The organism is Streptococcus oralis (assembly GCF_022749195.1).
GTDB classification, from domain to species: domain Bacteria; phylum Bacillota; class Bacilli; order Lactobacillales; family Streptococcaceae; genus Streptococcus; species Streptococcus oralis_CI.
In genome coordinates this window covers 1788956-1805454 of the sequence record NZ_CP094226.1, presented here as the reverse complement: position 1 = coordinate 1805454, position 16499 = coordinate 1788956, and the positions used below count along the sequence as shown (strand labels likewise).

At 44.9% G+C, this 16499-nt stretch carries 11 protein-coding genes; 10 read left to right on the top strand and 1 reads right to left on the bottom strand.

Features of this window, described 5'->3' with window-relative positions:
* The first annotated feature begins 97 nt into the window (after window positions 1-97).
* The 5 genes from adcR to MP387_RS08770 all read left to right on the top strand — a co-directional run bounded on the left by adcR (window position 98) and on the right by MP387_RS08770 (window position 5749).
* Window positions 98-538 (top strand): zinc-dependent transcriptional regulator AdcR, encoded by a 441-nt coding sequence (gene adcR / locus MP387_RS08790; RefSeq protein ID WP_001249328.1) that lies wholly within the window; start codon window positions 98-100, stop codon window positions 536-538.
* Window positions 538-1242 carry a metal ABC transporter ATP-binding protein gene (locus MP387_RS08785; RefSeq protein ID WP_001269483.1) on the top strand — a complete coding sequence of 235 codons (705 nt, stop codon included), beginning with the start codon at window positions 538-540 and terminating at the stop codon, window positions 1240-1242. Before adcR ends, MP387_RS08785 begins: the two co-directional genes overlap by 1 nt.
* Entirely contained in the window at window positions 1235-2041 is an 807-nt protein-coding gene (locus tag MP387_RS08780) for a metal ABC transporter permease (protein WP_000950023.1), read from the top strand. The genes MP387_RS08785 and MP387_RS08780 overlap by 8 nt, the downstream gene beginning before the upstream one ends.
* Before the next feature lie 9 nt (window positions 2042-2050).
* Window positions 2051-3556 (top strand): zinc ABC transporter substrate-binding lipoprotein AdcA, encoded by a 1506-nt coding sequence (gene adcA / locus MP387_RS08775; protein WP_242746487.1) that lies wholly within the window; start codon window positions 2051-2053, stop codon window positions 3554-3556.
* Window positions 3557-4069: 513 nt separating this feature from the next.
* Window positions 4070-5749 (top strand): alpha-L-fucosidase, encoded by a 1680-nt coding sequence (locus MP387_RS08770; RefSeq protein WP_242748066.1) that lies wholly within the window; start codon window positions 4070-4072, stop codon window positions 5747-5749.
* A gap of 36 nt (window positions 5750-5785) precedes the next feature.
* Here MP387_RS08770 and MP387_RS08765 read toward each other — a convergent pair whose 3' ends face one another.
* Complete coding sequence (locus MP387_RS08765) at window positions 5786-7873, bottom strand: GH92 family glycosyl hydrolase (RefSeq protein WP_242746484.1); 2088 nt, start codon at window positions 7871-7873, stop codon at window positions 5786-5788.
* A 156-nt stretch (window positions 7874-8029) separates the two neighbouring features.
* Between MP387_RS08765 and MP387_RS08760 the strand changes: the two genes are divergently transcribed.
* From MP387_RS08760 to MP387_RS08740, 5 genes are all read left to right on the top strand, one after another.
* Window positions 8030-9388, top strand: a complete 1359-nt coding sequence (locus MP387_RS08760) for a hypothetical protein (RefSeq protein WP_242746479.1) — start codon at window positions 8030-8032, stop codon at window positions 9386-9388.
* A 128-nt stretch (window positions 9389-9516) separates the two neighbouring features.
* Window positions 9517-10797 carry a glycoside hydrolase family 125 protein gene (locus tag MP387_RS08755; RefSeq protein WP_242746476.1) on the top strand — a complete coding sequence of 427 codons (1281 nt, stop codon included), beginning with the start codon at window positions 9517-9519 and terminating at the stop codon, window positions 10795-10797.
* A 194-nt stretch (window positions 10798-10991) separates the two neighbouring features.
* On the top strand, window positions 10992-13637 hold the full coding sequence (locus MP387_RS08750; protein WP_242746474.1) for an alpha-mannosidase: 2646 nt from the start codon (window positions 10992-10994) through the stop codon (window positions 13635-13637).
* A gap of 87 nt (window positions 13638-13724) precedes the next feature.
* Window positions 13725-14594 (top strand): ROK family protein, encoded by an 870-nt coding sequence (locus MP387_RS08745; RefSeq protein ID WP_242746471.1) that lies wholly within the window; start codon window positions 13725-13727, stop codon window positions 14592-14594.
* Entirely contained in the window at window positions 14588-16468 is a 1881-nt protein-coding gene (locus tag MP387_RS08740) for a beta-N-acetylhexosaminidase (protein WP_242746468.1), read from the top strand. The genes MP387_RS08745 and MP387_RS08740 overlap by 7 nt, the downstream gene beginning before the upstream one ends.
* The last annotated feature ends 31 nt before the right edge of the window (window positions 16469-16499 follow it).

The window sequence follows — 16499 nt, the reverse complement described above, 5'->3', positions numbered from 1 at the left end:
CCTTGACTCTTTTTTGGTTTATGATATAATTAACCAGTAAAGAATCGGTGGCTATCTAAGTTTTTTATGGAAAAGATAGCTAGGGAAGGAGTAACACATGAGACAGCTTGCACAGGAAATCGATAACTTTTTAAACGAGGTGATCTTGAGATCTGAGAACCAGCATGAAATTCTGATTGGGCATTGCACGAGTGACGTTGCCTTGACCAATACTCAGGAACACATCCTCATGCTCTTGTCAGAAGAATCCCTAACCAACTCGGAGTTGGCTCGTCGCCTCAATGTCAGTCAGGCGGCAGTGACCAAGGCTATCAAATCTTTGGTCAAAGAGGGCATGTTAGAGACATCCAGAGATCCAAAGGATGCGCGTGTGATCTTTTATCAACTGACAGAGCTAGCTCGACCGGTGGCAGAGGAACACCACCATCATCATGAACACACTCTCTTAGCCTATGAACAAGTAGCAAGTCAGTTTACTCCAAATGAACAAGAAGTTATCCAGCGGTTTTTAACTGCTTTAGTAGGAGAAATTAAATAATGCGGTATATTACAGTAGAGGACTTGTCTTTCTATTATGACAAGGAACCTGTCCTCGAGCACATCAACTATAGTGTTGATAGTGGGGAGTTTGTCACCCTGACTGGTGAAAATGGGGCTGCCAAGACAACGCTTATCAAGGCGAGCCTAGGCATCTTGCAACCAAGATTTGGCAAGGTAACCATCTCAAAGACAAATACTCATGGGAAAAAACTTAGGATAGCCTATCTTCCCCAGCAGATAGCTAGTTTTAATGCTGGCTTTCCAAGTACGGTTTATGAATTTGTCAAGTCGGGTCGCTATCCGCGAAAGGGCTGGTTCCGTCGCTTGAATGCTCATGATGAGGAACATATCAAGGCCAGTCTAGACTCAGTTGGTATGTGGGAACACCGTGACAAACGAATTGGCTCCCTCTCAGGAGGGCAAAAGCAACGAGCAGTGATTGCGCGGATGTTTGCTTCTGACCCGGATATCTTTGTCCTGGATGAGCCAACGACAGGGATGGATGCTGGAAGCAAAAATGAATTTTACGAACTCATGCACCACAGCGCTCATCATCATGGCAAGGCCGTTTTGATGATTACCCATGATCCTGAGGAGGTTAAGGACTATGCGGATCGCAATATTCATCTAGTCCGTAACCAAGACTCGCCATGGCGTTGTTTCAACGTTCACGAAAGCGACCAGGAGGTGGAACATGCTTAGTTTGTTATCTTATGACTTCATGCAGCGTGCCTTCTTGGCGGTCATTGCCATGAGTCTCTTTTCTCCAGTTCTTGGAACCTTCCTTATCTTGCGTCGTCAGAGTCTCATGAGTGATACACTCAGTCACGTTTCTCTATCGGGGGTAGCCTTTGGTCTGGTTTTGGGGATTTCTCCAACCATTTCAACCATTGCTATCGTCTTGATCGCTGCGGTCTTTCTAGAGTATCTCCGGACAGTCTATAAGAACTTTATGGAAATCGGAACTGCCATCCTCATGTCTACAGGGCTTGCAGTCTCCCTTATCGTGATGAGTAAGGGTAAAAGTTCTAGTTCCATGAGTTTGGACCAATATCTCTTTGGTTCGATTGTGACCATTAGCCAGGAGCAGGTGATTTTCCTCTTTGCCATTGCGGCGGTCGTTTTACTCTTGACTTTCTTGTTCTTGCGACCGATGTATATCCTGACTTTTGATGAGGACACGGCCTTTGTAGATGGGTTACCTGTCCGCACTATGTCCATCCTCTTTAACATGGTGACAGGGGTGGCCATTGCCCTTATGATACCAGCAGCAGGAGCTCTTCTGGTGTCGACTATTATGGTCTTGCCGGCTAGTATTGCCCTTCGTCTGGGGAAAAACTTTAAATCCGTTATGTTACTAGCCAGCGCTATTGGTTTTTTGGGAATGGTGGCAGGACTTTATATTTCCTACTATGCGGAAACCCCTGCCAGCGCTAGTATCACCATTATCTTTGTAGCTGTCTTTTTGTTAGTCAGTCTATTGAAACGTTTTATCAAATAGGAGAATGAAATGAAAAAACTGAGCTTACTACTAGCTAGTCTATGTGCCCTGTTTTTAGTGGCTTGTTCCAATCAAAAACAGGCAGATGGGAAGCTAAATATCGTAACAACCTTTTACCCTGTCTACGAATTTACCAAGCAAGTCGCAGGAGATACTGCTAATGTAGAACTTCTAATCGGTGCTGGTACAGAACCCCATGAGTATGAACCATCTGCCAAGGCAGTTGCCAAAATCCAAGATGCAGATACCTTCGTTTATGAAAATGAAAATATGGAAACTTGGGTTCCAAAATTGCTAGAATCCTTGGATAAGAAAAAAGTGAAAACCATCAAGGCGACAGGTGATATGCTCCTCTTGCCAGGTGGTGAGGAAGAAGAGGAAGGGCATGATCATGGCGGTGAGGGTCACCATCACGACTACGATCCCCACGTTTGGCTTTCACCAGCACGCGCCATCAAACTGGTAGAGCATATCCGTGACAGTTTGTCAGCAGATTATCCTGATAAAAAAGAGACTTTTGAAAAGAATGCGGCTGCCTATATTGAAAAATTGCAAGCCTTGGATAAGGCCTATACAGATGGTTTGTCTCAAGCCAAACAAAAGAGCTTTGTGACGCAACACGCAGCCTTTAACTACCTTGCCTTGGACTATGGACTTAAACAAGTCGCCATCTCAGGTCTCTCACCAGATGCAGAACCATCAGCTGCTCGTCTTGCTGAATTGACCGAGTATATCAAGAAAAACAAGATTTCTTATATCTACTTTGAAGAAAATGCCTCACAAGCCCTAGCTAATACACTCTCAAAAGAAACGGGCGTCAAACTAGACGTGCTCAACCCGCTAGAAAGTTTGACAGAAGAAGCAACCAAGGCTGGTGAGGACTATATCTCCGTGATGGAGAAAAACCTCAAGGCTTTGAAACAAACAACGGACCAAGAAGGACCAGAAATCGAGCCAGAGAAGGAAGAAAACACTAAGACAGTTCACAATGGTTACTTTGAGGATGCAGATGTCAAGGACCGTACCTTGAGTGACTATGTTGGCAACTGGCAGTCGGTTTATCCTTTCCTTGAAGATGGGACCTTTGATCAAGTCTTTGACTACAAGGCTAAGTTGACTGGTAAGATGACCAAGGATGAGTACAAGGCCTACTATAGAAAAGGTTATCAGACAGATGTGACCAAGATTAACATCACGGACAACACTATGGAATTTGTTCAAGGTGGCCAAAGCAAGAAATTTACCTACAAGTATGTCGGCAAGAAAATCTTGACTTATAAGAAAGGCAATCGTGGCGTGCGCTTCCTCTTTGAAGCGACGGATGCGGACGCTGGACAGTTCAAGTATGTTCAGTTTAGTGACCACAATATCGCCCCAGTTAAGGCAGAACATTTCCATATCTTCTTTGGAGGTACCAGCCAAGAAGCCCTCTTTGAAGAGATGGATAACTGGCCAACCTACTATCCAGATAACCTATCTGGTCAAGAAATCGCCCAAGAAATGTTGGCGCATTGATGCAAGAGAAAATCCCGCAAATCTGCAGGATTTTTTGCTAGAAACGATTAGGTTGTTAGGTATTATAGTATCACAGATGTACTGTTCACAATGTGATAAAGAAGTCATTATCTATTGGCTGATTCTCACTAGCTGGCGAATGCAAAAGCTACGATTGTACAAATTATAGAATCTTTTCAGGGGATTTAGGAAGGAATCTTAGTCATATTGACGCTGCTATCGCTTTTTGTTATAGTCAAAGAGAGAGCGGTCTGGAACAATAGTTTATTCACAGTCTGTGGATAAGTCTAGGCGTGAATGACATACAACTCAGGACGTTGAAGTATCCTGATAATAGTTCCGTATATTAGTGACTTGCTAGAGAGCTAGCAGAAACCCTAGTACAGAGCTATTTGACAAAGGTCTGTTTAGGGTGACAGGTGAGCTAGAGACTGAAAAAACTAGTTTTTAGGTATGTTTTCTTATCCACAAGTTGTGGATAACTTTGTGAACAAGAGAAAGAGATACGAGATGATGACGAAAATAAAACCGCATGGACCATTACCAAGTCAGGCCCAGCTGGATTATTTAGAGGATGAACTAGCTGCCTTTATCCATTTTGGTCCCAATACCTTTTATGACCAGGAATGGGGAAGTGGGCAAGAGGATCCTATGCGTTTTAACCCGACTAAGTTGGATGCGCGTGAATGGGTTCGAGTGCTTAAAGAAACGGGTTTTAAAAAGCTGATTTTGGTGGTGAAGCACCACGATGGCTTTGTGCTCTACCCGACAGCCCATACAGACTATTCGGTCAAGGCTAGTCCTTGGAGGGATGGAAAGGGGGACTTGCTTCTCGAGGTTTCTCAAGCTGCAACAGAGTTTGACATGGACATGGGAGTGTATTTGTCTCCTTGGGATGCTCACAGTCCCCTCTATCACGTGGACCGAGAAGCGGACTACAATGCCTACTATCTGGCTCAATTGAAGGAAATCTTGTCAAATCCTGCCTATGGGAATGCCGGTAAGTTCGCTGAGGTGTGGATGGATGGTGCTCGAGGCGAAGGGGCCCAGAAGGTCAACTATGAGTTTGAGACTTGGTTTGAAACCATTCGTGACTTGCAGGGCGATTGTTTGATTTTCTCAACTGAAGGGACCAGTATCCGCTGGATTGGAAATGAACGGGGCTATGCAGGGGATCCCTTGTGGCAAAAAGTCAAGCCAGACCAGTTGGGGACAGAGGCGGAATTAGATTATCTACAGCACGGAGACCCCTTTGGGACGCTATTTTCAATCGGTGAGGCAGATGTTTCTCTTCGGCCGGGCTGGTTTTACCATGAGGATCAGGACCCCAAATCTCTCGAGGAATTGATCGAAATCTACTTTCACTCGGTGGGTCGGGGTACACCTCTCTTACTCAATATTCCGCCAAACCAAGATGGACTCTTTGACGAAAAGGATATCCGGCGACTGTATGAATTTGCTGCCTACCGTGACACACTCTATAGGGAAGATTTAGCTCTGGGAACCAAGGTATCTGGCCCTGCTCTATCACCAGACTTTGCTTGTCATCATCTGACAGATGAACTGGAGGCTAGTTCTTGGGCAAGTGATGCAGAGTTGCCAATCCAATTAGAGCTCAATTTAGGATCACCTAAAACTTTTGATGTGATTGAGCTGAGAGAAGATTTGAAGCTGGGGCAACGCATCGCTGCTTTCCATGTTCAGGTAGAGTCGAATGGTGTCTGGCAGGAGTTTGGATCTGGTTATACTGTTGGCTACAAACGTCTCTTACGAGGATCAGTCGTTGAGGCTCGGAAGATACGCGTGACCATTACAGAGGCACAGGCTTTGCCTTTGTTGACCAAAATTTCACTCTATAAAACACCTACCTTGTCGAAAAAAGAAGCTGTTCAGCAACTAGAGTTTTCAGAAAAAAGTCTAGCTGTGACCAAGGGAGAAAATGTCCACTTTACAGTGAAGCGCACAGAATCTAGCAGTCCTTTAGAAGCTAAGATTTCGATTCAACCAGGGACGGGTGTGCATGGTGTCGCTTATCGGGACGAGATTCAAGTCCTTGCGTTTCAAGTTGGCGAGACTGAAAAAAAGCTAACGCTACCAACCTTGTATTTTGCAGGAGATAAAACCTTGGACTTTTATCTGAATCTGACGGTAGATGGGCAGCTGGTTGACCAGCTTCAGGTCCAAGTTTCATAAAAGAAGAACCTTTGCGCGATGCAAAGGTTCTTTTGGTTATGAGTGATTTGGTAACCAACTGAGGGTGAAGGACAGTTGCTCAGCTTTCAAGAGGTTTTGGTGTTGAATGCTAGATACTGGCACCTTGTCCAATCGGCATTCTTTGACAAAGTTGAAGTGGTTGTGGTTTTGCTCGGCATGGATATCCAGCCATTTACCTTCTTTAGCCAGGTAGATACGGAGATGGTCAAAGAGAGGGATTCCGAGATCATAGCTGGGCTTGCCCGGACAGGTCGGATAAAAACCAAGAGCTGACCAGATGTACCAAGCCGAGAGACTGCCATTGTCCTCATCGCCAGGATAGGCTTGCCAGCTTGGGTGAAAGGCCTTCTGACGTAGGCTCTTGATGAGAAGGGCAGTGTAGTCTGGATAGTTGCTATAGCGAAAGAGATATGGAATTTGGAAGCTAGGCTGGTTAGAGATGGCGAGTTGTCCAAAGGGAGCTGTTGCCATCTCGCTCATTTCATGAATCTCGTAACCATAGCTTGTCGTCTCAAAGAGAGGAGCGTCCTGACAGGCTTTCAAAAGGTAGCGGCTAAAGACTTCTTTTCCACCCATAAGCTGGATTAAGCCTGGGATGTCATGGAGGACGCCTAAAGTCGCTTGAATGGCAGAGCATTCGGCGTAGTCGCGTCCCCAACTATAGGGGGAGAAGTCAGGGCGGAAGTTGCCTTGGCTATCTCGCGCTCGCATGTAACCTGTTTCAGCATCAAATAGATGACGGTAATTTTGAGACGCAACCTTATAAGTCTGGGCGATGTCATTCTGACCAAGCTTTTCGGCACAGCTGGCGATACAAAAGTCACTATAGGCGTAGTCTAGAGTGTGGCTGACGCTTTCGTGGTGGTCGGTAGAGAGGTAGCCAAGCTCTTGGTATTGGGTTAGTCCGTGGCGACCATTGATGCCGAGAGGGTCGGACTTGCTGGCTGTTTCAAGCATAGCCTGGAGGAGTTCTTCTTCTAGGTCGGGGGCCATGTCCTTGCAGGCGCTATCTGCGATAATGCCATCTAGCAGGGTACCAGGCATCATACCACGTTCATCTGGAGCCAGCCATTTTGGAAGGAATCCAGTATCGCGGTAGCTATTGAGGAAACCTTCTAGAAAGCGGTGATAGTGTTCCGGTATGACAAGCGCAAAGAGGGGGAAGGTGGTGCGGAAGGTATCCCAGAAGCCATTATTGCTAAAGAGGACACCGGGCTTTACAGTACCAGTAGTCAGGTCCATATGGATGGCTTGCCCTGACTCGTTTACTTCATAAAAAGTCTGCGGGAAGAGGAAGAGTCTGTAGAGGCAGTGGTCAAAGAAGGTCCGGTCAGCCTCTCCTGTCTCTAGTATGTCAAAACGATGGAGGAGATTTTCCCAGTCCGCTTTCGCACTTGCTTTACAGCTATCAAAGTCCGTTTGAGGTAGATTAAGCAGAGCTTGAGAAGGCGAGATGAAAGAAGTTGCTAGCTGGATTTCAGCATGACTGCTTGCTAAGTCAATTCGCCAGTCTCTACTTTCTTGGCTGATAGCAAGAATATCCGTGTTCATTTGTAGGGCAGTAAACAGTATCAGTGGATTTTTGGTAGTCTCAGTTTCACCTTCTTGTCTTAGGGCAAGCATTCGCTTATCTACTTGCTCCACTGTCAGTTCATCTGCTGCGTGAAGATAGAGGGAGAGGTCTTTGCCTTGCTTTTGCTCCAAACGAATAGAAGCGCCATAGCAAGTCGGTGTAAGCTGGGTTTCAATCTGATAGCGCAGGGAGAAAATCTTCAGATAATGAGGTTGGAAGGAGGCCTTATCCATATCATAGGAGGATTGACGGTGAAAGAGGCTATCTCCCCCAAGCTGGCCGGTGACAGGTGTCAGAAGCAGCCAAGAGTAGTCCCCAATCCAAGGACTAGGCTGGTGGGTTAAGCGAATCCCCTGAAAGATGGGCAGATGCGGATCGAAAAACCAAGCTCCCTCCTGGTCACTGGTCTGAGGCACAAAATAATTCATCCCAAAAGGTACGCCTGTGTAGGGCAGGGTATTTCCTCGAGAAAAGGCATGCTTGCTAGCAGTCCCAAAGCGGGTATCGATGGTTTCAAGTAGTGGTTTCATAAAAAAGCTTTCTGTGGGAGTTTTTGTTTAGTATAACATGAAATTGCCAATAAACGAATTTTAAAAAGTAAATACTCCTATAAATTTCGGTTAATAATTTACAAATATTCATTCTTTTGTTAGAATGGAGACAATAAAAAGAAAAGGGGATTTTTTATGAGTGATTCGGTAAATAATGTGAATAACGAAGAATCTGTAGAGAAGGTTGAAAACGCGCCAGTAGAGGATGTGGAGTCAGTTGTTACTCAAGAACCGGAAACTGTAGAAGAAACTGCTTCTGAGCAAGCAAAAGATGACCAATCTGAAGAAGTGTTGGAAGAGAAAGATTCTAAGCCAGAACAGAAAGAAGATGCAAAAGCTTCAGCTGAGGCTTCAGCTCAACAAGTAGCTGAAAAAACCAAAGGATTGTTTGCAACGAAACGCAAAGAAATCATTGCAGCTCTCGTGGCAGTAGCCGTTATTATTGCGGCATTTGTGGGATACAATGTTATCCAGTCACAACCAAAAAGCTTAATTGGTGACGTCAAAGTTGAGTTTTCAGGTTATGAAGAATCTGGAACGGTAACTTATAATAGTCAAGATATTGCTGAGAAAGTAGCAGAAATAGCATACCAAAAAGTAGGCTTTAATAAAGATCAGGCAGCTGGTTTGGCAAAAAAAGATCCTATTATTTACGCAGAGGTATCAAGAGATGGCAAGTTGGCGTCTAAATTGATACAAGCAGAAGCGATGATTAGTAGTGTCCATTATGAATTTGACAAAACAAATGGTCTCAAAAATGGGGATGAAGTTACGTTCACTGTAACAACAAGCTCAAAAAACTCACCATTTAAAGCTGAAAAGAAAACTTTCAAAGTTGAAAACTTGAAAGAATATGAGAAGGTATCAACGGCTGATTTGCTTAAGGAAACACCAGTAACCTTCTCAGGATTTAATGGTTACGGTACCATTTCTATTGCCAAAAACTCTAAAGACGACACGTATTTCGGTTTTGAAAATGCTGATCGTCCAACTAATCTCAAAAATGGCGATAAAGTAACCTTGCTTGTCAGCCCAGCCTATATCAATACTTTGAAAGCATCAGGGAAAATGGTTGATAGTGAGAAAGTTGAAGTAACGGTCGAAGGTTTGAAAGAGTTGAAAGATGTGAAAAACTTTGGGGATCTTTTGAAGAAGAACGAAGATTTCAGTAAGTCTCAACATAAGAGCGACTCCTATAATACTTATGCCTTGGAATCACAAGGTAGTTACTTGAAAGTCATTCCAGCAGAAGATAAAAAATCAAGCGGGAAAGTTGCCCTTGTCACTGTTTATAAGGTGACACACACTGGAATCGGTGGCTCAACTGATGTCCGTTACAGATATTATGGCTATGAAGCGTACTTATTGAAAGATGGAAACTTAGACCTTGAAACTGCAGGTAAAATTTCTAACTGGGGAACTCAAGATTTTGAAGGTTTGAAAGCAGAGCTTGCAACTGAAGGATACAAAGAATATTCGGAGAAGAAAAATTAAAAAAGTTGGGGAAAGCCCCAACTTTTTTTCATAAGTTTGTTTCAAAACGCCTTTAGTTTGTGTATATCTTTTGGAGACGTTTTTTTTTATACTGAACATGAAACTTGTTTGAAAGAGGAAATTGCACGATGATTTATTCGAAAGAAATTGTTAGAAAATGGCTAGACGAAGTAGCAGAGCGGGCTAAGGACCATCCGGAGTGGGTGGATGTCTTTGAGCGTTGCTATACAGACACCTTGGACAATACGGTTGAGATCCTAGAAGATGGTTCAACCTTTGTACTCACAGGGGATATTCCTGCCATGTGGCTTCGGGATTCGACAGCCCAACTTAGACCCTACCTGCATGTGGCAAAAAAAGATCCTCTCTTGCGTCAGACCATTGCAGGTTTGGTTAAGCGTCAGATGACCTTGGTGCTCAAGGATCCTTATGCCAACTCCTTTAACATTGAGGAAAACTGGAAGGGGCACCATGAGACTGACCATACCGACCTTAATGGCTGGATTTGGGAACGCAAGTATGAGGTGGACTCACTTTGCTATCCTTTGCAGTTGGCCTATCTCCTTTGGAAAGAAACAGGAGAAACCAGTCAGTTTGATGAGACTTTTGTCGCAGCTACCAAGGAAATTCTTCATCTCTGGACAGTGGAACAAGACCACAAGAACTCTCCTTATCGTTTTGTCCGTGATACAGACCGCAAGGAAGATACTCTGGTAAATGATGGTTTTGGACCTGACTTTGCAGTGACAGGTATGACCTGGTCAGCCTTTCGTCCGAGTGATGACTGCTGCCAGTATAGCTATTTGATTCCGTCCAATATGTTTGCCGTAGTCGTCTTGGGGTATGTGCAAGAAATCTTTGCAGAACTAGACCTAGCTGATAGCCAAAACATCGTGGCAGACGCTAAACGTCTGCAAGCAGAGATCCAAGAAGGAATCGAAAATTACGCTTACACAACTAACAGCAAGGGCGAAAAGATTTACGCCTTTGAAGTGGATGGCCTAGGAAATGCTAGTATCATGGATGATCCAAACGTACCAAGTTTGTTGGCGGCGCCTTATCTGGGTTATTGCGACATTGAAGACGAAGTGTATCAAGCCACACGCAGCACCATTCTAAGCCCTGAAAATCCATACTTCTACCAAGGTAAACATGCTAGTGGTCTCGGAAGTTCCCATACCTTCTATCGCTATATCTGGCCAATCGCCCTTTCTATCCAAGGTTTGACAACAAGAGATAAGGCAGAGAAAAAATTCTTGCTGGATCAGCTGGTTGCTTGCGATGGTGGCACAGGTGTTATGCACGAAAGCTTCCACGTGGACGACCCAACTCTCTACTCTCGTGAATGGTTCTCTTGGGCCAACATGATGTTTTGTGAATTAGTCTTGGATTACCTGGATATTCGCTAATACTCTTCGAAAATCAAATTCAAACCACGTCAGCTTCGCCTTGCCGTACTCAAGTACAGCCTGCGGCTAGCTTCCTAGTTTGCTCTTTGATTTTCATTGAGTATAAGGAGCGCTTTAGTTTCACCGATTCGTGTCAGAATCACACCTTTACATTTAAAACGTTAAAATTTAAATTTAGAATGAGGTTTTACTTCATGGAAAATGTTGTTGTACATATTATCTCACATAGTCACTGGGACCGTGAGTGGTACTTACCTTTTGAAAGCCACCGTATGCAGTTGGTGGAATTGTTTGATAATCTTTTTGATCTCTTTGAAAATGACCCTGAGTTCAAGAGTTTCCACTTGGATGGACAAACTATTGTCCTAGATGACTATTTGGAAATTCGCCCTGAAAATCGCGACAAGGTCCAACGTTACATTGACGAAGGCAAACTCAAAATTGGTCCCTTTTACATCTTGCAGGATGATTACTTGATTTCCAGTGAAGCCAACGTCCGCAATACCTTGATTGGTCAAGCAGAATGTGCAAAATGGGGCAAATCAACTCAGATTGGTTACTTCCCAGATACCTTTGGAAATATGGGACAAGCTCCTCAAATCCTTCAAAAATCAGGCATTCACGTGGCAGCCTTTGGCCGTGGTGTCAAGCCGATTGGATTTGACAACCAAGTTCTCGAAGATGAGCAATTTACTTCCCAGTTTTCAGAAATGTACTGGCAGGGTGCAGACGGAAGTCGTGTCCTCGGTATCCTCTTTGCCAACTGGTATAGTAATGGGAATGAAATCCCTGTTGATAAGGATGAAGCCCTAGCCTTTTGGAAACAAAAACTGTCAGACGTGCGTGACTATGCTTCAACCAACCAATGGTTGATGATGAACGGCTGTGACCACCAGCCTGTACAGCGCAATCTGAGTGAAGCCATTCGTGTTGCAAATGAACTCTTCCCAGATGTGACCTTTGTACATAGTTCTTTTGATGACTATGTCCATGCAGTAGAAAGTGCTCTACCAGAGCAGTTATCAACGGTTACAGGTGAGTTGACAAGTCAGGAAACAGACGGTTGGTACACACTTGCCAACACTTCTTCATCACGCATTTACCTCAAACAGGCCTTCCAAGAAAATAGCAACTTGCTAGAACAAGTGGTGGAACCATTGACTGTCATCACTGGTGGGCACAACCATAAGGATCAGTTGACCTATGCTTGGAAAGTCCTTCTACAAAATGCGCCACATGACAGTATCTGTGGCTGTAGTGTGGACGAGGTTCACCGTGAGATGGAAACACGTTTTGCCAAGGTCAACCAAGTTGGAAATTTCGTTAAGACCAATCTTCTCAACGAATGGAAGGGTAAAATCGCAACCCACGAAGCGCAAAGCGACCATCTATTTACCGTCATTAACACAGGTTTGCATGACAAGGTCGATACGGTCAGCACAGTGATTGATGTGGCGACTTGTGATTTCAAAGAATTGCACCCAACAGAAGGCTATAAGAAGATGGCAGCCTTGACCTTGCCAAACTACCGTGTCGAAGACTTGGAAGGGCATGCTGTAGAAGCGAAAATCGAAGATCTGGGAGCTAACTTTGAGTATGATTTGCCAAAAGATAAGTTCCGTCAGGCTCGTATCGCTCGACAAGTGCGCGTGACAGTGCCTGTTCATCTGGCACCACTTTCTTGGGCAACTTTCCAATTGCTCGAAGGAGAACAAGAACACCGTGACGGTATTTACCAAAACGGAGTGATTGATACGCCATTTGTAACGGTAAGTGTGGATGAAAACATCACAGTCTACGACAAGACAACTCATGAAGCGTATGAGGATGTTGTTCGCTTTGAAGACCGTGGTGACATCGGAAATGAGTACATCTATTTCCAACCAAAAGGAACAGAACCTATCTATGCAGAGCTTAAGGGCTATGAGGTCTTGGAAAATACAGCTCGTTTTACCAAGATCTTGCTCCAGCATGAATTGACAATTCCAGTAAGTGCAGATGAAAAACTGGATGCGGAACAGAGGGGCATCATCGAGTTTATGACGCGTGAAGCTGGGCGCTCAGAAGAATTGACAAGCATTCTTCTTGAAACAGAGATGACCGTCTTTGTTGATAATCCACAAATTCGCTTCAAGACTCGCTTTACTAACACAGCCAAGGACCACCGTATCCGTCTCTTGGTCAAGACTCATAATACGCGTCCAAGCAATGATTCGGAAAGCATTTATGAGGTGGTGACACGACCAAATAAACCAGCGGCTTCATGGGAAAATCCTGAAAATCCTCAACACCAACAAGCCTTTGTCAGTCTGTACGATGATGAAAAAGGGATGACAGTGGCCAATAAAGGATTGCACGAGTATGAAATCATTGGAGACGACACCATTGCTGTGACCATTTTGCGTGCCTCAGGTGAACTAGGTGACTGGGGTTACTTCCCAACACCAGAGGCTCAGTGCTTGCGCGAGTTTGAAGTCGAGTTTACACTTGAATGCCACCAAGCAGGGGAGCGCTTCTCCGCTTTCCGTCGTGCCAAAGCCTTCCAAACACCATTCACTAGTCTTCAGGTTGCTAAACAAGAAGGAAGTGTGGCAGCGACTGGTAGCCTCTTGAGTCATGCGGCACTCAGCTTGCCACAAGTCTGCCCGACAGCCTTTAAGGTAGCTGAAAATGAAGAAGGATATGTCCTCCGTTACTACAATATGAGTCAAGAAAATGTACGCATATCAGAACACCAACAAACCATTTTGGACTTGCTTGAGCGACCATACCCCGTTCATTCAGGACTCTTAGCGCCACAAGAAATTCGCACAGAATTGATCAAAAAAGAAGACATTTAACAGTTTTAAAAAATACTATGAGATAGAAAGGAGGGGCGAAAGAGTAAGGATAAACTACTGATTCGCCCCTTTTTACGGTAAAGAACAATGACCATTGCAACCATTGATATCGGAGGGACTGGGATTAAGTTTGCCAGTCTGACTCCTGATGGAAAAATACTAGATAAGACAAGTACTCCGACGCCAGAAAGTTTGGAGCATTTACTAGCTTGGCTAGACCAACGTCTGTCGGAGAAAGATTATAACGGTATTGCTATGAGTGTTCCAGGCGCGGTCAATCAAGAAACAGGTGTGATTGAGGGAATCAGTGCCGTACCTTACATCCATGGCTTTTCTTGGTATGAGGCCCTTGCTCATCATCAGCTACCTGTCCATCTAGAAAATGATGCCAACTGTGTTGGACTAAGTGAACTGCTGGCTCACCCAGAGATTGAAAATGCAGCCTGTGTCGTTATTGGGACAGGGATTGGTGGGGGCATGATTATCAATGGCAAGCTTCACCGAGGTCGTCATGGCTTGGGGGGAGAGTTTGGCTACATGACAACTATTGCACCAGCTGAAAAACTCAACAACTGGTCGCAACTAGCATCAACTGGCAACATGGTACGGTATGTGATTGAAAAATCTGGTCAGACTGACTGGGATGGTCGCAAGATTTACCAAGAAGCTGCAACAGGAAATGCCCTTTGCCAAGAAGCTATTGAGCGCATGAACCGTAATCTGGCGCAAGGCTTGCTCAATATTCAGTATCTCATCGACCCAGATGTCATTAGTCTGGGAGGCTCTATCAGTCAGAACCCAGACTTCATCCAAGGTGTCAAGAAGGCTGTCGATAACTTTGTCGAGACCTACGAAGAATACACGGTCGCACCAGTTATCCAGGCTTGCACCTATAATGCAGATGCCAATCTTTACGGTGCCCTTGTCAACTGGCTGCAGGAGGAAAACCAATGGTAACATTTACAGGACTTAGTTCCAAACAAGCTCAGGCAATCGACTTGCTGACAAAGCGTATCTCTTTACCAGATGTTGAAGTTGCAGTCACTCAGTCTGACCAAGCATCTATCTCTCTCAAGGGTGAGGGTGGACAGTATCACCTGACTTATGACAAACCTCACCAACTATACCGCGCCTTGTCCTTATTGGCAACAGCTCTAGTAGAAGGGGATAAGGTAGAGATTGAAGAAGAAGCTGCTTACGAAGAGTTGGCCTACATGGCAGACTGTTCACGAAATGCAGTGCTCAATGTCGCTTCTGCCAAACAGATGATTGAGGTCTTGGCTCTCATGGGCTACTCAACATTTGAGCTTTACATGGAAGACACCTACCAGATTGAGGGACAGCCTTACTTTGGCTATTTCCGTGGTGCCTACTCGGCTGAGGAGTTGCAGGAAATCGAAGCCTACGCTCAGCAGTTTGACATGACCTTTGTGCCTTGCATCCAGACCTTGGCCCACTTGTCAGCCTTTGTCAAATGGGGTGTTAAGGAAGTGCAAGAACTCCGTGATGTGGAGGACATTCTCCTTATTGGCGAAGAAAAGGTTTATGACCTGATTGATGGCATGTTTGCCACTCTATCTAAACTGCAGACTCGCAAGGTCAATATCGGGATGGACGAAGCCCATTTGGTTGGTTTGGGGCGCTACCTCATTTTGAACGGTGTTGTGGACCGTAGTCTCCTCATGTGCCAACACTTGGAGCGCGTATTAGATATTGCTGACAAGTATGGTTTCCATTGTCAGATGTGGAGTGATATGTTCTTCAAACTCATGTCAGCAGATGGCCAGTACGATCGCGATGTGGAGATTCCTGAGGAAACTCGTGTCTACCTAGATCGTCTCAAAGACCGTGTAACCTTGGTTTACTGGGACTATTATCAGGATAGCGAGGAAAAATACAATCGCAATTTCCGCAACCATCACAAGATTAGTCATGACCTTGCCTTTGCAGGTGGTGCTTGGAAGTGGATCGGTTTCACACCCAACAACCATTTCAGCCGTCTTATTGCTCTTGAAGCCAACAAAGCCTGTCGTGCTAACGACATCACAGAAGTCATTGTAACGGGTTGGGGGGACAATGGTGGGGAAACTGCCCAGTTTTCTATTCTACCAAGTCTGCAAATCTGGGCAGAACTCAGCTACCGCAATAACCTCGACCGTTTGTCTGCCCACTTCAAGACCAATACAGGTCTATCAGTTGAGGAATTCATGCAGATCGACCTAGCCAACCTCTTGCCAGAGCTGCCAGATAATCTCAGTGGTATCAATCCCAACCGCTATGTCTTTTATCAGGATGTTCTCTGTCCGATTCTTGACAGACACATGACACCTGAACAGGACAAACCACACTTCGCTCAGGCAGCTGAGACGCTTGTTGCTATCAAAGAAAAAGCAGGAAATTATGCTTATCTCTTTGAAACTCAGGCCCAGTTGAACCAGATTTTAAGCAGTAAAGTGGATGTGGGACGACGCATTCGTCAGGCCTACCAAGTAAACGATAAAGAAAGTCTGAGAAAAATCGCAAGACAAGAATTACCAAAACTTAGAAGCGAGATTGAAAACTTCCATGCTCTCTTTAGCCACCAATGGTTGAAAGAAAATAAGGTCTTTGGCTTGGATACAGTCGATATCCGTATGGGCGGACTCTTGCAACGTATCAAACGAGCAGAAAGTCGTATCGAAGCCTATCTGGCAGGGCAGATTGACCGCATCGACGAGCTAGAAGTTGAAATCCTACCATTTACTGACTTCTACGCAGACAAGGACTTCGCAGCCACAACAGCTAACCAGTGGCACACTATTGCGACCGCATCTACGATTTATACGACTTAATACTCTTCGAAAATCTCTTCAAACCACGTCG